The organism is Paraburkholderia sp. SIMBA_053 (assembly GCF_046534895.1).
Taxonomy (GTDB): Bacteria; Pseudomonadota; Gammaproteobacteria; order Burkholderiales; family Burkholderiaceae; genus Paraburkholderia; species Paraburkholderia caledonica.
This window is the reverse complement of sequence record NZ_JAWRXU010000001.1, coordinates 860623-877240: the sequence shown is the minus strand read 5'-3', so window position 1 is coordinate 877240 and position 16618 is coordinate 860623. Positions and strand designations below refer to the sequence as shown.

The 16618-nt window shown below is 63.5% G+C and carries 16 protein-coding genes; 4 read left to right on the top strand and 12 right to left on the bottom strand.

What is annotated here, in order from left to right; genetic code table 11:
• A complete protein-coding gene (locus tag SB753_RS04045) occupies window positions 1-786 on the top strand; it encodes an enoyl-CoA hydratase/isomerase family protein (RefSeq protein WP_087753596.1) in 786 nt (261 codons plus the stop codon).
• A 72-nt stretch (window positions 787-858) separates the two neighbouring features.
• Window positions 859-2898 carry an acetyl/propionyl/methylcrotonyl-CoA carboxylase subunit alpha gene (locus SB753_RS04040; protein WP_410799090.1) on the top strand — a complete coding sequence of 680 codons (2040 nt, stop codon included), beginning with the start codon at window positions 859-861 and terminating at the stop codon, window positions 2896-2898.
• A 40-nt stretch (window positions 2899-2938) separates the two neighbouring features.
• Here the strand turns inward: SB753_RS04040 and SB753_RS04035 are convergent, their stop codons facing one another.
• The 5 genes from SB753_RS04035 to SB753_RS04015 all read right to left on the bottom strand — a co-directional run bounded on the left by SB753_RS04035 (window position 2939) and on the right by SB753_RS04015 (window position 6631).
• Complete coding sequence (locus SB753_RS04035; protein ID WP_204521733.1) at window positions 2939-3730, bottom strand: phosphate/phosphite/phosphonate ABC transporter substrate-binding protein; 792 nt, start codon at window positions 3728-3730, stop codon at window positions 2939-2941.
• Window positions 3731-3776: 46 nt separating this feature from the next.
• The gene (locus SB753_RS04030) at window positions 3777-4055 is read right to left on the bottom strand and encodes a DUF1488 family protein (RefSeq protein ID WP_027804359.1); all 279 of its coding nucleotides are present in this window, start codon (window positions 4053-4055) and stop codon (window positions 3777-3779) included.
• Between the two features lie 220 nt (window positions 4056-4275).
• Window positions 4276-4968: a phosphoglycolate phosphatase gene (gene gph / locus SB753_RS04025; RefSeq protein ID WP_410799088.1), complete on the bottom strand. Its 693-nt coding sequence runs from the start codon at window positions 4966-4968 to the stop codon at window positions 4276-4278.
• A complete protein-coding gene (locus SB753_RS04020) occupies window positions 4965-5735 on the bottom strand; it encodes an HAD family hydrolase (RefSeq protein WP_410799086.1) in 771 nt (256 codons plus the stop codon). The genes gph and SB753_RS04020 overlap by 4 nt, the downstream gene beginning before the upstream one ends.
• A 179-nt stretch (window positions 5736-5914) precedes the next feature.
• Window positions 5915-6631 (bottom strand): MotA/TolQ/ExbB proton channel family protein, encoded by a 717-nt coding sequence (locus SB753_RS04015; RefSeq protein WP_410799084.1) that lies wholly within the window; start codon window positions 6629-6631, stop codon window positions 5915-5917.
• 261 nt (window positions 6632-6892) lie between these two features.
• On the opposite strand from SB753_RS04015, the gene SB753_RS04010 reads away from it, so the two are divergent.
• The gene (locus SB753_RS04010; RefSeq protein ID WP_408162633.1) at window positions 6893-8014 is read left to right on the top strand and encodes a beta-propeller fold lactonase family protein; all 1122 of its coding nucleotides are present in this window, start codon (window positions 6893-6895) and stop codon (window positions 8012-8014) included.
• Window positions 8015-8088: 74 nt separating this feature from the next.
• On the opposite strand, the gene SB753_RS04005 is transcribed toward SB753_RS04010, so the two are convergent.
• Window positions 8089-10464 carry a TonB-dependent receptor gene (locus SB753_RS04005; RefSeq protein WP_410799082.1) on the bottom strand — a complete coding sequence of 792 codons (2376 nt, stop codon included), beginning with the start codon at window positions 10462-10464 and terminating at the stop codon, window positions 8089-8091.
• Between the two features lie 204 nt (window positions 10465-10668).
• On the opposite strand from SB753_RS04005, the gene SB753_RS04000 reads away from it, so the two are divergent.
• Window positions 10669-11691, top strand: coding sequence for a histidine kinase (locus SB753_RS04000; RefSeq protein ID WP_410799081.1), 1023 nt, complete (start codon window positions 10669-10671; stop codon window positions 11689-11691).
• On the opposite strand, the gene SB753_RS03995 is transcribed toward SB753_RS04000, so the two are convergent.
• The 6 genes from SB753_RS03995 to SB753_RS03970 form a co-directional block, all read right to left on the bottom strand.
• Window positions 11661-12323 (bottom strand): response regulator, encoded by a 663-nt coding sequence (locus tag SB753_RS03995; protein WP_410799079.1) that lies wholly within the window; start codon window positions 12321-12323, stop codon window positions 11661-11663. The genes SB753_RS04000 and SB753_RS03995 overlap by 31 nt on opposite strands.
• A gap of 83 nt (window positions 12324-12406) precedes the next feature.
• Complete coding sequence (gene pqqE / locus SB753_RS03990; RefSeq protein WP_410799078.1) at window positions 12407-13609, bottom strand: pyrroloquinoline quinone biosynthesis protein PqqE; 1203 nt, start codon at window positions 13607-13609, stop codon at window positions 12407-12409.
• 4 nt (window positions 13610-13613) lie between these two features.
• The gene (gene pqqD / locus SB753_RS03985; RefSeq protein ID WP_131320564.1) at window positions 13614-13883 is read right to left on the bottom strand and encodes a pyrroloquinoline quinone biosynthesis peptide chaperone PqqD; all 270 of its coding nucleotides are present in this window, start codon (window positions 13881-13883) and stop codon (window positions 13614-13616) included.
• On the bottom strand, window positions 13880-14632 hold the full coding sequence (pqqC, locus tag SB753_RS03980) for a pyrroloquinoline-quinone synthase PqqC (RefSeq protein WP_410799076.1): 753 nt from the start codon (window positions 14630-14632) through the stop codon (window positions 13880-13882). The genes pqqD and pqqC overlap by 4 nt, the downstream gene beginning before the upstream one ends.
• A 43-nt stretch (window positions 14633-14675) precedes the next feature.
• The gene (gene pqqB, locus SB753_RS03975) at window positions 14676-15596 is read right to left on the bottom strand and encodes a pyrroloquinoline quinone biosynthesis protein PqqB (protein ID WP_410799074.1); all 921 of its coding nucleotides are present in this window, start codon (window positions 15594-15596) and stop codon (window positions 14676-14678) included.
• Window positions 15593-16588 carry an alpha/beta fold hydrolase gene (locus tag SB753_RS03970; protein ID WP_410799072.1) on the bottom strand — a complete coding sequence of 332 codons (996 nt, stop codon included), beginning with the start codon at window positions 16586-16588 and terminating at the stop codon, window positions 15593-15595. The genes pqqB and SB753_RS03970 overlap by 4 nt, the downstream gene beginning before the upstream one ends.
• Window positions 16589-16618: the final 30 nt, after the last annotated feature.

Here is a 16618-nt window from a genome sequence, read left to right as displayed (position 1 = left end):
ATGCACTATGAAACACTGAATGTCGAATTCGCCGGGCACGTTGCAACCGTTACGCTGAATCGTCCGGACGTGCGCAACGCGTTCAACGAAACGATGATCGCCGAACTGACATCGGCCTTCACGGCATTGGACACGCGCGACGACGTGCGCGCGGTCGTGCTCGCCGCAAACGGCAAGGCTTTTTGCGCGGGCGCCGATCTGAACTGGATGAAGAAGATGGCCGCCTACTCCGACGAGGAGAACCGCGCCGACGCGATGCTGCTCGCGAACATGCTGTCGTCCATCTATCGTTGCAGCAAGCCGGTAATCGCCCGTGTAAATGGCGACGCCTATGCGGGCGGCATGGGACTCATCTCGGCGTGCGACATCGTTGTGGCGGTGGAAAGCGCTCGCTTCTGCCTGTCGGAAGCGCGGCTAGGGCTCATTCCGGCGACTATCGCGCCCTACGTGGTTCGCGCGTTGGGCGAGCAGGCGTCGCGCCGTTATTTCATCACCGCCGAGCAGTTCGACTGCGCGACGGCGCTGCGCCTCGGGTTCGTCGGCGAAGCGGTCAGCGCCGGCCAACTGGATGCCGCCGTGCAGCAGATCGCGCAAACGCTGTGCGCGAACGGTCCGCAAGCGGTGCGCAATTGCAAGCGGCTCGTGCAGGACATGGCGGGCCGCGAGTTGAACGATGCACTGATCGAAGATACCGCCGCGCGCATCGCGCGCACGCGAGCCGGCGCGGAAGGCCGCGAAGGCGTCGCGTCGTTCCTTGAAAAGCGCACGCCTGCCTGGCGTGATTGAAGCGCGGCTCACTGACATTCCGAGGCGCCCGCAGGCCTTCACCAGAAGAATATCCCGAGATCGAGACAACTCATGTTCAACAAGATCCTGATTGCAAACCGGGGCGAAATCGCGTGCCGCGTCGCGGCGACCTGCAAGCGGCTCGGCATTGCGAGTGTGGCCGTTTATTCAGACGCGGACGCCGATGCAAAGCACGTCAGCGCCTGCGACGAAGCCGTGCATATCGGCGGCGCGACCGCGGCGGAAAGTTATTTGCGCGTAGCGCGCATTATCGAGGCGGCGCGCGCAACCGGCGCACAGGCCGTGCACCCCGGCTATGGCTTCCTGTCGGAGAACGAAGACTTCGCGCATGCATGCGAAGCCGCCGGCATCGTATTCATTGGACCGCCGGTCGAAGCGATCGCCGCGATGGGCTCAAAAGCGGCGGCAAAGGCGTTGATGCACGCGGCGGCGGTGCCGCTCGTTCCCGGTTATCACGGAGATGATCAGAACCCCGAAATATTGCATCGCGAGGCGGATGCGATCGGCTATCCGGTGCTGCTCAAGGCGAGTGCGGGCGGTGGCGGCAAGGGCATGCGTGTTGTCGAGCGCAGCGAAGACTTCCTCGCGGCGCTCGCTTCGTGCAAGCGCGAGGCGGCAAGCAGTTTCGGCAACGATCGAGTGCTGATCGAAAAGTATCTGACGCGGCCGCGTCACGTCGAAGTGCAGGTCTTCGCGGATCGTCACGGCGGCGCGGTTTATCTGTTCGACCGCGACTGCTCGGTGCAGCGGCGTCATCAGAAGGTACTGGAAGAAGCGCCCGCGCCGGGATTGTCCGCGCAAATCAAGCGCGAAATGGGCGAGGCCGCAGTGGCCGCCGCGCGCGCCGTGAACTACGTGGGTGCCGGTACCGTTGAATTCATCATGACGGCCACGGGCGACTTCTATTTCATGGAGATGAACACCCGCTTGCAGGTCGAGCACCCGGTGACGGAAATGATCACGGGTCAGGACCTGGTGGAATGGCAACTGCGTGTAGCCGCCGGCCAACCGCTGCCGCTAACGCAGGACCAGTTGAAGATTGACGGCCACGCAATCGAGGCGCGCATTTACGCCGAACATCCGGCGCGCGGGTTCCTGCCTTCGACCGGCACGCTCAAGCATTTGCGCATGCCTGAAGGCGTGGAATTCACGATCCATGCGGGCGCAGGTGAAAGCCGCAAGGCGCCCGTGCGCATCGACAGCGGCGTGCGCGAGGGCGATACGATCACGCCGTTCTACGATCCGATGATCGCGAAGCTGATCGTACACGGCGCGACGCGAGAAGAAGCGCTCGCGCGAATGAGCCGTGCGCTGCATGCGTGTGAGGTGGTCGGTCCGCACACCAATGTCGAGTTCCTGCAACGCATTGTCGAGAGCGAGCCGTTCGCAACGGGGGACCTCGATACGGGCCTGATCGAGCGGCATCACGAGGCGTTGTTCGCGCCTGTAAAGAAGCCGTTCAAGGAAGCGCTCGCGCTCGCGCTCGCGTGCGCCGCGCTGCTCACGCGCGAGGGCGGCACCGCGCACGGCGCGTCGCCGTGGGATGCGCTATCGCACTGGCGCCTGAACAGCGGCTTCGCACAAACGCTGGGCTGGCTCGCTATCGAAAGCAGCGGGGAAACCGGCAGCCCGTTCACCGTCGCTTTTGCACGCGACGGCGCGACGCAAACGCTCGAACACGACGGCGTGCGCGAAGCTTTCTCATGGTCCAGCGGCGCGGGCTTGCATGAATACCGCGCGACGATAGGCGATGCGCGCGCCACGGGCCGTGTGTTCATCGACGGCGATACGTTCCATGTGTTCTGCCTCGGTCACGCGCTGGCCTTCGAGTGGCAGAACCTGCTCGCACATGCCGCGGACGCCGAACATGGCGAAGGACGCTTGACCGCGCCGATGCCCGGCAAGGTCATCGCGGTCCTGGTCGAGCCGGGCGCGGTGGTGGAGAAAGGCACGCCGCTAATCGTGATGGAAGCGATGAAAATGGAGCACACGATCGACGCACCGGCAGCAGGCACGGTGTCTGAAGTGCTGTATGCGGTCGGCGATCAGGTGGCCGACGGTGCACAGCTTCTGGTGCTGGACGTGCAATAGGCACGATCATTTCCGGCTGCGTAAAAGCCGCAACGAAACCTCAGCCGAGGCGCGTATACCCGGCCGCGCGCGCCTCGTTTTCCAGTTGCGCAATGCGTTTATAGTCGTCGAGCGGCAACGTGGAAAAGCCCTGCAAACGCAGGCGTCTTGCGCGATCGGGCCGCAGTGCGAGCGCTTCGTTAAGCGCCTCGCGCAACGCTTCCACCGTTGCGGCGGGCACCGTGTCCGATGCGATTAAAGGCAGACCCGGCGAGGCCGCTGTCATGCCTATGCGCCTGACTCGCCGTGCGAGTTCCGGCATTTCATCGCAGACAAAAGCGAACGTCACACAATCTATCGCGGCGACATCCGCCCGGTTCTCCGCGACGGCACGCAGCGAGCCGACATGCGAACCGGTGCGGACCGCAGCGCGAAAGAACGCACCCTCGTGCGAGTGCGGCGCGACTGCATGGCGTAGCGCATTCATGCCGCTGTTCGAATCGTCCTGGTTGTAGGCGGCGCGTGCGCCTCGCAGCGACGCGAGCGTATCGAACGGCGCGTCCGAGCGCGTGACCAGCACGCTCGAGTAATGCGCGCCTTCGCAACCAGGCGCGTCGAAGCGCGGCGTGGCGATCAACTGCACCTGTTCGTGCAAGCCGTGCATCAACGGATAACCGCAGGTTTGCGACATCAACAGATTGGGCCGGCGCCAGAAGCCGTGCAATTCTTCGTCGGGTTCGACGATGCGGCACGCGGGCTTGACCATGCGCAAGACGTCGGAAAGCCATCCGCGCCACTCGGTCTCGAGCGAGGGCGTGACGTTGTACATCGGCAGGGCGGCGATCCAGGTCATGACGCGAGTCTTGCTTACCTATTTTGCTGACTAATGCGTGGTCATACTAATGCAAGATCATACGGAATTCGTCGACACCCAGCCGAACGGGCTCGCTCGGCGTGAAGGTCCACCTCTGTGCGGCCACGGTGAGAATCTCGTTTTGCGCGCCTTCGAATGCGAGCAGTAAGTCCTTCTTTCGCGCGCTTGCCGCGCCGCAAAAGGCGATCAACGCATCCGCGCTCACTTCGAAAATCTGCGCCCGGTCGTCGCGGCACACTCTGAACGCGACCGTCGCGCACTCCGTGACACAGGGCCGGAACCCTTCATCTACATAAACCGACATGGCGACCTCCTTTCGCGCGCGCGCCTGAGTTGTCAGCATGACAACCTGTAAGCCGCCGGTATGTGGGAGAGCCAGCATTCGCGGTGAAATCGGCCAGCGGTGCGGACACGTGCTGCTGAGGCCCAGGCAAAGATGATGGATACCACTCCGGCACGCGGAGTGGGACTACAACGGGTACCGATTCGCAAGCGTGGGCGCTTGCCGGTGTCCGTCGCAGGTTCTAGTGCGGAAGAAGCAGGGCAGGCAGTTTCGCAAACGAATCGATCAGCGCATCGCATTGCAACGCCTCGGGGCCATCCGGGCCGCCATACCCGTAGCTCACGATGAACACCGGCATGCCGGCGGCTCGCGCCGCGCTAACGTCGACCGGAGAATCGCCGACCAGCACGCTGCACTCCACATCTACGCCCAGCAATCGGCAAGCGTGCAACAGCGGTTCGGGATCGGGCTTCATGCGCTCGATCGAATCGCCTGCGACCAGCAGGTCGAGATGATCCGCGAGGCCTGTCATCAGCAGCAACGGCGCTGCAAGCGCCTCCGGTTTGTTGGTGACGCATGCAAGCCGGTAGCCGAGCTGTCGAAGCTCGTCGAGACCCGCGGCGACGTGCGCAAACACATGGCCATGCTTGCCATTGGTCTGCTCATAGTGCCGATGAAAAGTCGCCAGGCCGTCGCTCATACCTACTTGCCGGTCCAGCGCCGCCGCCTCGAGCGTGCGTCGAACGAGGTTCGGAACACCTTTGCCGATAAAGCCGCTGACCGTGTCGAATGGCAACGGCGCCCGACCGAAGTCGGCGAGCATGCGGCTCGCCGCTTCGACGATATCCGGCGCGGTGTGAACCATCGTGCCGTCGAGGTCGATCAGCACGGCACGTGTTCGCGCTTGCGGCGATAAAACAGGTTGCGCGCTCATACGGCAGCGGCCTCGTTCAACGCATTGCGGTGCCAGCGGCGCAACGTGTCGAGGTCCACCCATGCGGGCCGCTCGCCTGTCGTTCCGGATGGGATCGGCGTATGAGGATCGCCGAGATGAGGCAGCACGGCTAACGCGCCGTCGAAATAATCCTGCGATGTGTATGCGGTCGATGTTACGACAGTCGGTATCAGCGCCGCGCGCGCGGCCCGCAGACCGTTGGCGGAGTCTTCGAACGCCATGCAAGCCGCGCCTGGCAGGCCGAGTTGCCGAAGCACGTCGAGGTAGACATCGGGCGCAGGCTTCTTTTTCTGCGTGGTGCTCGCGTCGCAGATCGCAGCGAAACGGCTCTGCCAATCGGTGCCGAACGGACTTTGTAGAAGCACATCGAGATTCGCCGGCGTGGTGGTCGTCGCGATTGCCACGGGAATGGAGGCGTCGGCGGCTTCGTCGATCAGCCGCACAATGCCGGGCCGCAACGGCAACCCGCCGTTGCGCACGCGGGCCGCGTAATGACGGGTCTTGATCGCGTGCACCGTGTCGATGACGCGGCTCACGTCCGAGCCCTCGGCTTCTTGCGGGTCGGCAATGCGCCAGTAATGCAGCATACGCTCCTTGCCGCCCGCTACCGCGAGAAGACGCGAGTAGAGCGCTTCGTCCCACTGCCAGTCGAGACCGGCTTCCGCGAATGCCGCATTGAACGCGTGCAGGTGCGCGCTTTCGGTATCGGCAAGCGTGCCGTCCACATCGAAGATCAAGGCTTGCATGAGCCAGTCCTCTTCATGTTTGCAGAGCGGCGTCATGCATGTCGCCGGTGTGCAGTCACGATAGCGGAGCGACACGGCAATTTGAACTCAGAGTTTCTTTGGACCGCGATAACCGATCCTTTAACGGCTTTCAACGCTGCGAGCGCGCCGCGTGAGCGGCATGCTCGTGCGCTATCGGGTCACGCGCGCGGCAGTTGCAGGCCGGTGACGAAGTACGCGTGCAATCCATGCGCAAAGCGCTTGAGCCGGGTGACGATCGACTTGTTCGCGCGCGTGAGGCCGTTGTACCCGAGCACCGCGGGTATTGCGACAAAGAGCCCGAACGCAGTCATGATGAGCGACTCGCCGACCGGTCCGGCAACATGATCGATCGATGCCTGTCCCGTTTCGCCGATCACGATCAGCGCATGGTAAATGCCCCACACGGTGCCGAAGAGGCCGACGAACGGCGCGGTGCTGCCGATCGACGCCAGCACGGCGAGACCGCTTTGCATGTGGGCGATGATGTCGTCGATGGTGCCCTGCAGACGGCGCGCAATCCAGTCCGACACGCCGATGCGGTCTTGCAGATGCGGCCTGTTTTGCCGGTGATGAGCCGCCGCTTCCGCGGCTGCCACGGCAAGCGCCAGAAGCGGATTGTCGCGCAGCACTGCCGCCGATGCGTCGCCACTATAACTATTAAGGCCGCCCAGGTCTTCGAGCCCGTGTTCGAAGCTGTCCGCTTGCCAGAACAATGCGTCGGTGCGGCCGGTCACACGCTTGATGCGCATGACGTGCCACAGTTTGACGACGATGACCGTCCACGACACGATGGACATGATGAAAAGCGTGCCGAGGATCGCGCGTGTGACGAGATCGCCGCTCTGCCAGACATTCGCGACACCATAGTGCTGCATACCGTTTCCTTCAAGTCGCTTCGCATGAAAAGCGAAACGCAGGCAACTAGCGGACTAGAGGCAGGCGACGTGCGTCGCATCGTCGATGTCTGCGCATTCATTCTCCGCTGCGGAGCGGCGTTTTAGAACGGCTACTGCAGTTGCTAAGTCAATTCGGGAAAATTTCCTGCCCCTCTGCGTTGCCAAACGTTCCTTCAATGAACTACTTTGCTTGAATGCCGGGCTTGCGCGGCACAGCGCTTTCACAACGGAGTAAAAAATATGCTGGAGACACGCGTTCGTATAACAACAGGGGGACGTCCCATCGTTTTAGCTGCGGCTGCCGCGGCTGTCTTTGCCGCATTCACAGCTGCCCCGGCGCTAGCCGCGGCCCCAACGGCGTATGTGACGAGCGAGAAGGCCGGTGTCGGTGTGATCGACCTCGACAAGATGACGCTAACGAAGACGTTTCCTGTCGGCGAAGCCGGTCCGCGCGGGCTGAGCCTGAATGCGGACGGATCGCGCCTTCTGGTGGCCAACAAGAATACCGGCGACCTCGCCGTCATCGATACGGCTTCCGGGGAAGTCGTGCAGCGCGTGAAAATCGGCAAGAATCCGGAGTTTGTGCGTGTGCACAACGGCTATGCGTACGTCACATACGAGCCGGGCGAAGACGGCGGGCCGCCCGCCGCGAACGCGCAGCCCGGCAAGCCGGCTAACGAGTCAGGCAACAAACCGCATGCCGACGACGATGACGATGCGAACAAGCCGCCCGCCGAGATCGCGATCGTCGATATGAAGACCTGGCGCGTGGTGCGTTCGGTGACGAGCGGTCACGAAACCGAGGGCATCGAGTTTTCGCGTGACGGCAAGAGCATGCTCGTCACGAACGAAGGCGACGACACGGTTTCCGTCTATCACGCGCGCACCGGAGCACCGCTCAGAACCGTGAAGCTCGCGGCGGGCGGGCGTCCGCGCGGCATCCGCCTGTCGCCGGACGGCAAGGAATACGTGGTCACGCTCGAGTCGTTGAGCAAGCTGGTCGTCATCGACGCGCACACGTTCAAGGTCGTCCGGACCGTGGATACCAAGCTGGGTCCATACGGCGTGGCCTACGGTCCGGAGGGCAAGAGGCTCTTCGTCGCCGCGGCGCGCGACAAGACGGTCCAGGTGTTCGACGGCCACAGCTACGAGCATCTCGCCGACGTTCCGGTGGGACAACGCTGCTGGCACTTCAGCTTTACGCCGGACGGCACGAAACTGCTGGTGGCGTGCGGGCGCTCAGACGCCGTCTATGTGCTCGATGCGCGCAGCTATCAGCCGATTACGCAGATCGGCCAGTTGCCGCTCGCATGGGGAATCGTTACCTATCCGCATAGCGACGGCTCGATCGAATCGCGCTGACTGCCCGTCATTCGCGGGGCGATGACAGGTCCATCATGTGTCATCGCCTCGCGTATGCATCGTGTCGCATCGCGTCACTTCCACGCATAGCGCAGGCCGACCCAGAACCCGCGCGGCGCGCCTGGCCCGACGAACTGCTCGTTGCTCGGGTTCGCGCCGTCGAACGTATGATTGGGGCCGTTGAAGAAGTTCTCCCCTAGCGTGCCGAAGCTCGCATACCGCTTGTCGAGCAGATTCATGATGTTCGCGAAGACCTGCAACTGTTTGGTCACCTGGTACGACGTATCCAGATCGATCAGCAGATAGCCGGCGATCTTGCCGTTCACGTCCTGGTTGTTTTCGTCGCCCTGTGCATAGATGCCGCCGCGCCACGTGAGGTTCGCGCCAACCTTCCACTTCGCGGTGGCTGCATAGTCGAGCTGCAGCTTGACCGTGTTCGCCGGGATTCCGGGAAGATGGTCGCCCGGCTTCACATCAATGTTGCCGTTCGCGTCCGCGCTCGAATTGCTCGGGCTGCTCTCGGTCCAGGCCGACCGGTAGGTTGCGTCGATATAGCTGTAGCTCGCCGTCACGGCGAGCGGGCCCAGCTGGCTGCGCCCGGAAAGCTCGAAGCCTTGCCGGCGCGTGCGGCCGACGTTCTGAAAGAAGCCACGATTGCTCGCGGCGCCGTTGCTGCTGATGAACTCTATGTCGTTATCGAGCGTCGTTCTATACACGGCCGCGCTCCATGTCGTCGCCTGACCGACCCGTCCGCGCGCGCCGAACTCGAAGGTCTTCGAAATCACCGGTTGCAGCGCCGGGTCGGATACGAAATCGTTCGGCAGCGAGCAGGGCGCGGCGGGGTCTGCGCAGGCGAGTTCGATCGCGGTGGGCGAGCGCATGCCTTCGTTGTAGGTGGCATAGGCCGTGAACGTCGAAGTCGGATTCCAGTTGATGCCGACTGCCGGATTGAAACGGGAAAACGTATGGTGTCCGTTCAGCTGCGGCTGAAGGCCGCTCGAGTCGCCGATGGTGGCATCCGCCCAGTTGTAGCGGCCCGCAAGCGTCAGCGACCATTGCTTCGTCAGCGACAACGTGTCTTGCATGTAGATGCCGTAGTTGCCGTTATGCGTTTTCGCCGCGGTCTGCTGCGTGAAATCGCCGATGCCGAGCGTCGCGCGCGAGTCGGTGAACACCGCGTCTTGCGACGATTCCGTGTAACGCGAATTTGCAATGTCCGCCGACACGCCGGCGACAAACTGATTCTCCATGCCGCCGAGTTTGCCGAGCAACGTGAGCTGCAGGCTCGCGCCGTAGCTCTCGGTCGAGACCACCGATTTTTCGTTGGTCGCCTGCGTGGTGTCGAGGTCGCCGTCGTCCCCGATGGAGCCGAAGTTCGGATTGGTGTTGCTGCTCAGGTTGCTGTTGCGGAAATGCCGGTAGTACGCACTGCCGCTCAGTTCCACGTTATCGCTGAAGTAGTGTTCGCCGGAGAGCGTCAGGTAGCCCGCCGTGTTGAGGTTCTGGTCGGGATAGGTGTACGGCTGCTTCGGGTTGCCAAGAAACGAACGCGGAATAGTCTGCGTGCCGTGCAGATCGTTGTCCGCGCCACCTGCCGACAGCGACAGCGTGGTGTCCGCATCGGTATAACGCAGCTTGCCGAAGATCTGGCGCACGCGGCTTGCATTCTGTTCGGCCCAGCCGTTGTCGTTGGCCACGTTGCCGGTCACGTAGTAGTCGAGGTTCTGTCCGATCGTGCCGCCTTGCTCGATCTGCGCGCTCTTGCGGCCCCACGAGCCGAGCGCCACTTCGGCCGCCCCGCCGGGGCTCGTCTTGCCGTTCTTCGTGGTGATAGCAAGCGCTCCGCCGAGCGTGTTCAGGCCATAGGTCGGATTGGAACCCGGAATCAGTTGAATCGTGTCGATGGCTTGCTGCGGCAGCACGTCCCAGTTGACCACGTCGCCGAACGGCTCGTTCACGCGCACGCCGTCGACGAACACCGAAATGCCTTGCGGTGTGCCAAGCAACGGCGACGCGGTGAAGCCGCGATAGTTGACGTTCATCTGATACGGATTGCCCTGCGCGTCGGCGATATCGACGCTCGGCAGATTCTTCGCGAAGTAATCGGTGAGCGTGCTGCGGTGCTGTTGCGCGATGTCTTGCGCGTGGACCGTTTGCACATTGGCCGGCACCTGAGCGAGCGGTGTGCCGATGCCGAGAAGCGGCGTGGTGCCGACCACCACGACCGGCGCGAGCGTGGTTACCTCGCCGTCCGCACCGGTCTCGACAACTTCTGCCGATGCCGCTGCCGATGCCGATGTCGGTGCCGACACCTCGGCCGGCGGTTGCCCGTCAGCCCACGCGCCGACCGAAATGCTCGCGAGAACGCTGCCGAATCCCAGCGTCAGGCCGGCGCGTCGCCGCAGTTTGAGCACGGTATTGGGACGACGCACGCGTGATGCGATATTCATTATTCTGTCTCCTGCCGGGGCGACGCTTTCTTCGTGACGCAGCCGCGTTGCGGCATGCGTAGCGCTTTCTTTCAAGGTGTGCAAAGCTTCGCATGCGCCATCGCGCGGAAGCTCGGGAGCTTTTCCCGAAATCGCGAGGAAGCGTTCCCTAACTCGTTGCAACCAGAGTTCGTGTCCGACCGGCCTGAGTAGAATGCAAACGTGATGTCGAGCGATTCCTCCAAACCTTCGTCAGCGCGCCGCGAGCCATCGCATTCGACGGTTCCGCGCGATCTCGCATGTGTGCTCGCACTGACTACGCTCGCTGCGGTGTTGAGTTCGGTGTTCGATGTCAGCGAGCACGCGTATCGCTGGACGCGAGGTCTGGAGCGCTTCCAGCTCGACGAATTGCCGGGCACGCTGTGCGTGCTCTCTTTGGGCCTCGCCTGGTTCGCGTGGCGGCGCTATCGCGAGACGCGCCGCGAGCTAGCCTATCGCCGCGCGCTGGAAGAACAGGCCGAACGTCTGCTGGCCGACAACCGGCGTCTCGGCAATCAGGCGTTGCAGGCGCAGGAGATCGAGCGCCGCCATCTCGCGCGGGAACTGCACGATGAACTCGGCCAATACCTGAACGCCATTTCACTCGACGCGGCGCGCATTCGCGATCTTTCAGCGGCACGCGAACCGGAGGTTCATCGGATATCGCTCGGTCTGATGCAGAGCGCGAGCCATGTGTACCGTCAGATCGGCGGCATGATCCGGCGGCTGCGGCCTATCGGTCTGGATGAATTCGGCTTGCCGAGTGCACTTGAACATTGCATCGACGGCTGGCGCGAGCGGCTGCCAGATGCGTCGTTCTCGCTGACAATAGAAGGCGATTACTCGGGCCTTAGCGACGCGTTGACGATCACGCTTTACCGGCTCGTGCAGGAAGGGCTGACGAACGTGTCGAAGTTCGCGCGCAACTCGCGCGTGGAGGTGTTCATGGTGCGCGCGCCGCGCGAAGCACACATGTCAGAAAACACTGCGAGGGCGAACGAACCGATCGACGAAATCGTCGTGACCATGGCCGACGACGGCCCCGGTGTCGATCTGGATGCACCGCGCGACGGCCTCGGCCTGATCGGTATGCGCGAGCGCGTCGAGGCACTCGGCGGCGAATTTCATGTGGCGAGCAAGCCCGAAGGCGGCTTCCTGTTTTGCGCGCGCGTGCCCGCTCAGGCGGGGCTTGCCGAACCGGTGAACTGAAGTCCGAGGCGGCTTGCCATTTGCGCGAGTTGAACACCGTTGTCGGCACCGAACTTCTGCCGGATCACCGACTGATGATTGGCCACCGTCTTCTGGCTAAGACCGAGTTTTTCGGCGATGCTCGGCAGCGTGTAACCCTGCACGAGCAGACGCAGCACTTCGAATTCACGCGCGGATAACTGCCGCCCAGGCGGGCCTTCGCTGAAGGCGTTGCGCAGTGCGAGCGCCTGCGAGACGTCAGGGCTCAGATAGCTCGCGCGTCTCGCGATCGTGCGAACCGCTTCCACGAGCACATCGGGTGCGCTGGCCTTGGTCACATAGCCGAGCGCGCCGGCATCCAGCGCGCGGCGCACGAAAATCGCTTCTTCATGCACGCTGAAAATCAGCACTCGGGCATCGGGCTCGCGCGCGAGAATGCGCCGCATCGCCTCGATGCCGCTTGCTCCCGGCAGCGACACGTCCATCACGACGACATCGGGCCGCAACGCACAGAAGCGCTGATAGGCGAGGGTGGCGTCGGCCGCCTCGCCGCACACATGCACGTCGGCATTCACTTCGAGCAGACGCCGGTAGCCTTCGCGCACCACGGCGTGATCGTCGACGAGCAACACTGAAATGTCCGCCCCTGCCATGTTCAGCCTCCATGCAACGCGGTCGATCAGAGTTCGCGCTTCAGCGCGTTACTCCGGTACCCTGCAGCACTGTCCCTTGCCACTTACTCGTAATGGCCGCCGTCATGCGGCTTATCCGCCGCTTGCGCAGCCAGAAGCTTGCGCGAGTTCGCGTCGTTCCGGAACAGGATGGGTTGCTCACGCGGCGCGCTGGCCGATGCCGCCAGGCGCGTCACGTTCACCACTTTTTCATGCGACGGTGATTTGTCGCAAACCGGGTCGGCATTGGCTGCGTCGCCGGTGAGCAGATACGCTTGGCAGCGACAGCCGCCGAGATCGCGCTCCTTCTCCTCGCAACTGCGGCACGGTTCTTTCATCCACTGCAGACCGCGAAAGCGGTTGAATGCGTCGCTGTGGTACCAGATCTCGCGCAGCGGCGTCTCTTTGACGTTCGGCAGCACGAGTCCCGGCAGACCGCGCGCGGCGTGGCACGGCAGCGCTGCGCCGTCGGGCGCCACGCCAAGGAAGACCGCGCCCCAGCCATTCATGCAACGCTTCGGGCGTCGTTCGAAGTAGTCAGGCACGACGAAGAAAATCTTGCACCGGTCGCCATGCGTGCGTCGATAACGTTCCACCACGGCTTCTGCTTCGTCGAGCTGCTCGCGTGTCGGCATCAGTTGAGCCTGATTCTGATGCGCCCAGCCGTAGTACTGCGTGTTCGCGAGCTCCAGATATTCGGCGCCCATCGCGAGTGCCATCTCGATGATCTTGTCGACGTGCGGCAGGTTGTAGCGATGCAGCACGCAGTTCAGCACCATCGGAAAGCCGTGCCGCTTGATCGACGCGGCAACGCGCTGTTTCAGATCGAACGTGCGTGTGCTGCTCAGAAAGTCGTTGAGTTCCTGCGTCGAATCCTGAAACGACAGTTGAATGTGATCGAGACCGGCTGCCTTCAGATCGCCGAGGCGCTTGTCGGTCAAACCGATGCCGGACGTGATCAGATTCGTGTAGAACCCGAGCCGCCGTGCTTCTTCGACCAGCACTTCGAGATCGTCGCGCACCAGCGGTTCGCCGCCCGAAAATCCGAGTTGCGCGGCGCCGAGCGCGCGCGCGTCGCGCAGCACGCCGAGCCATTGCTCGGTGCTGAGTTCGCGACTGTGATCGGTATAGTCGACCGGGTTGTAGCAGAACGCGCAGTGCAGCGGGCAGCGGTAGGTCAACTCCGCGAGCAGCCACAGCGGCGGCGCGACGCCCTCCGGCACGGCTTGAGACCGTGCGTCGGCAACGGGTTGCGAAAGATCGGTCATCGCGCTACTCCAGCCATCCACGTGAATGCGCTTCAGCGACGAATGCGCGCACGTCGGGACCGAGTCCGGTGGCGTTGAACGCCTGCTCGAGATCGGCAATCAGCGCGTTCATGTCGCGCGTGCCGTCGCACCGTTTGAGAATTTCCGCCGCGCTCTGGTTGAGCTTCACCATCCCTTCCGGATAGAGCAGCACGTGAGCGTCTTGCGCCGGTTCCCATTGCAGGCGGAACAGCTTGTTGAGGGCGGGACGTTCCGCGTTGGACATGTCGTTCATTGTGGAAACGCCTTTTCGATCGAGTCCAGCATGGTCCACAGAATGTCGAGCTTGAATTGCAAAATCTCGAGCGCACGTTCCTGCTGTTCGCGACGTGTGAAATGATCGAGCGTGACCTGGAGTCCGTGCTCCACGTCGCGCTGCGCGAGCGTGATGCGTGAGCGGAAATACGCGAGGCCGGACGCTTCGATCCACGGATAGTGTTCGGGCCAGCTTGCGAGCCGGTCGCGATGCACCTGCGGCGCGAACATTTCCGTCAGCGACGAACACACCGATTCCTGCCATGGTGCGCGGCGTGCGAAATTCACGTACGCGTCGACGGCAAAGCGCACGCCCGGCGTCACATGCTTGAGCGACCACAGTTCTTCGCGCGACAGGCCGACCGCGTCGCCAAGACGCGCCCATGTTTCTATGCCGCCTTCCTCGTCGCCATAGCCGTCGTGATCGAGAATGCGCAGCACCCAGCGGCGACGCGTCTCGCGATCCGGGCAATTGGAGAGCACCGCTGCGTCTTTCAGCGGAATATTGATCTGGTAATAGAAACGGTTCGCGACCCAGCCGCGAATCTGTTCGCGCGAGCTGCCGCCGCTATTCATCTTCACATTGAACGGGTGGTGAATGTGATACGCCGTGCCCTTCGCGCGTAACTGCGCTTCGAATTCCTCGCGCGTCCAGGCTTCGTCGCCGGGCTTTTCACCGCTCTGGGCAGCGTTGCGCGGTGCTGCACTCAAGGTGTCTTTCGCGTTCATGCGATCTCCGGTTCGTGCGCAGTCAGTGCTTCCTGCGCACGCTTCATAGTTCGAACGTCATGCCGTCGTACGCAACTTCAATGCCGTGCTCCATGAGGATACGGCGCTCGGCGCCGTCCTCGATGAGAATCGGGTTCGTGTTGTTGATGTGGATCAGTACCTTGCGGACCTGCTGCCCGCCAAGCGAGTCCAGTACTTCGATCATGCCACCAGGACCGGATTGCTGCAGATGACCCATATCCGCCGCGGTTTTCTTCGAGAGACCGAGCCGGATCATTTCATCGGCGGTCCACAGCGTGCCGTCGACGAGCAGCAGATCCGCGTCGCGCATCGCATCGAGCACGTGTGCTTCGATCGCGCCGAGGCCCGGTGCGTAGAACACGCTCTTGCCTGTCTGCCGGTTGGTGATGACGAGCCCGATGTTGTCGCCGCGCTCCGGTGCGTTGCGATGCGGCGAGTAGGGCGGCGCCTTGCTGGTGAGCGGCAACGCGTGGATCTGCACGCCGGGTAATGCGTCGACGGCGAGCGGCGCGCCGTCCAAAGCGATGCGGCAGTGTTCGACGCCGCAGTAGTGCGAGAGCATCGGCGCGATCGGAAAGCCGCTCGTCAGGTCTTGCCAGACGGCATCGGTCGCATAGAGCGGCAGCGGCGTGTCGCGTTCGCGCAGCATCAACAGGCCGGTGACGTGATCGATCTGCGCGTCGATGACGAGCACCGCCGCAATGCCGCTGTCGCGCGCGCGTCGAGCCGGCTGCAGTTCGGGGTTTGCGGCAATTTGCGCGAGCAGATCGGGCGACGCATTGACGAGCAGCCAGTCTTCGCCGTTCGCGCTGATCGCAATCGACGATTGAGTGCGGCGCGTCGCTTTCAGCGTGCCGCGCCGCACGCCGTCGCAATTGCGGCAGTTGCAGTTCCACTGCGGAAAGCCGCCGCCCGCGGACGAGCCCAGTACCTTGATTTTCATGCCGCGCGGCGCAGCGTGCGCCCCTCGTGAGTAGATGGAAGAAACATGGCCGCGAGCGCATCAGCCACGCGTTCGCGCAACGCGGGATCGCTTGCCAGGTGGCCTGCGCGCACGCACTCGACATGTGCGGAGGGCACGGCCCGCGCGAGCCGGCGCAGATTGTCCGGTGGACACACCGGATCGCGCGAGCCGTGCACGGCGGCAAGCGGCACACCGGCTGCGGCGGCGACGCGCGCAAGCGACAGCAGTCGTGTCGCTCCAAGCCAGCAGCGATGCGTCAGGTAATGAGCCTGAATGCGATATTTGTCGACCAGCTTGCGGCTTTCCTTGTGTGAGATTCTGGCTGGCACGAGCTTGCGTTGCGTGCTTGCACTGGCAAGCACCGCGTTTTCATAGCCGCGCCACGCGAGCGCGAGCGCTCGCTGTTGCACGCCACTCGCGTCACTCGTGCCGCCGCGTCGCAAGCGCGCGGCGCAGCGCGCGAGCAATCCGGCAGGCTGCGTGCAACCTGCGGCGGCACACAGCTTCGCCCATGCATGCGGCGCGCGTCTGCGCGACGTGACAAAGAGACCGCGAACCTCGCGCGCCGATGTGAGGAAGAGGCCGCGTAGCACCACGCCCGTCACGGATTGCGGATGCCGTCCCGCATACGTGAGCGCGAGTGCCGCGCCCCACGAGCCGCCGAGCACGCCCCACCGTTCTATGCCGAGCCGTACACGCACCGCCTCAATATCTTCAATCAGCCGGTCCGTGCGGTTGTGGCGCACGCCGCCACGAGGCGTCGAGCGACCGGTGCCGCGCTGATCGATCAGCACGACTTTGAAGCGCGTCAAGTCGAAGAGCCGCGTTGCGTCGGGCTGGCTGCCGCTGCCGGGACCACCGTGCAATACGACGACGGGCACGCCGTCCGCGGCTCCGGTCACCGTGAACGACACGCAGTGAGCGTCGCGCGTGCGCAGCGCGTGCACAGTCGGCGCCGTTTGCGGACGCATACGTGTGTGCATTTGCGTGGCTGAGCGCGG

What these genes read in the sequence shown, in the direction of transcription:
- SB753_RS04045 (WP_087753596.1), top strand. Translation starts at nt 1, where the DNA reads ATGCACTATGAAACACTGAATGTCGAATTCGCCGGGCACGTTGCAACC.
- SB753_RS04040 (WP_410799090.1), top strand. Translation starts at nt 859, where the DNA reads ATGTTCAACAAGATCCTGATTGCAAACCGGGGCGAAATCGCGTGCCGC.
- SB753_RS04035 (WP_204521733.1), bottom strand. Translation starts at nt 3,730, where the DNA reads ATGACCTGGATCGCCGCCCTGCCGATGTACAACGTCACGCCCTCGCTC.
- SB753_RS04030 (WP_027804359.1), bottom strand. Translation starts at nt 4,055, where the DNA reads ATGTCGGTTTATGTAGATGAAGGGTTCCGGCCCTGTGTCACGGAGTGC.
- gph (WP_410799088.1), bottom strand. Translation starts at nt 4,968, where the DNA reads ATGAGCGCGCAACCTGTTTTATCGCCGCAAGCGCGAACACGTGCCGTG.
- SB753_RS04020 (WP_410799086.1), bottom strand. Translation starts at nt 5,735, where the DNA reads ATGCAAGCCTTGATCTTCGATGTGGACGGCACGCTTGCCGATACCGAA.
- SB753_RS04015 (WP_410799084.1), bottom strand. Translation starts at nt 6,631, where the DNA reads ATGCAGCACTATGGTGTCGCGAATGTCTGGCAGAGCGGCGATCTCGTC.
- SB753_RS04010 (WP_408162633.1), top strand. Translation starts at nt 6,893, where the DNA reads ATGCTGGAGACACGCGTTCGTATAACAACAGGGGGACGTCCCATCGTT.
- SB753_RS04005 (WP_410799082.1), bottom strand. Translation starts at nt 10,464, where the DNA reads ATGAATATCGCATCACGCGTGCGTCGTCCCAATACCGTGCTCAAACTG.
- SB753_RS04000 (WP_410799081.1), top strand. Translation starts at nt 10,669, where the DNA reads ATGTCGAGCGATTCCTCCAAACCTTCGTCAGCGCGCCGCGAGCCATCG.
- SB753_RS03995 (WP_410799079.1), bottom strand. Translation starts at nt 12,323, where the DNA reads ATGGCAGGGGCGGACATTTCAGTGTTGCTCGTCGACGATCACGCCGTG.
- pqqE (WP_410799078.1), bottom strand. Translation starts at nt 13,609, where the DNA reads ATGACCGATCTTTCGCAACCCGTTGCCGACGCACGGTCTCAAGCCGTG.
- pqqD (WP_131320564.1), bottom strand. Translation starts at nt 13,883, where the DNA reads ATGAACGACATGTCCAACGCGGAACGTCCCGCCCTCAACAAGCTGTTC.
- pqqC (WP_410799076.1), bottom strand. Translation starts at nt 14,632, where the DNA reads ATGAACGCGAAAGACACCTTGAGTGCAGCACCGCGCAACGCTGCCCAG.
- pqqB (WP_410799074.1), bottom strand. Translation starts at nt 15,596, where the DNA reads ATGAAAATCAAGGTACTGGGCTCGTCCGCGGGCGGCGGCTTTCCGCAG.
- SB753_RS03970 (WP_410799072.1), bottom strand. Translation starts at nt 16,588, where the DNA reads ATGCGTCCGCAAACGGCGCCGACTGTGCACGCGCTGCGCACGCGCGAC.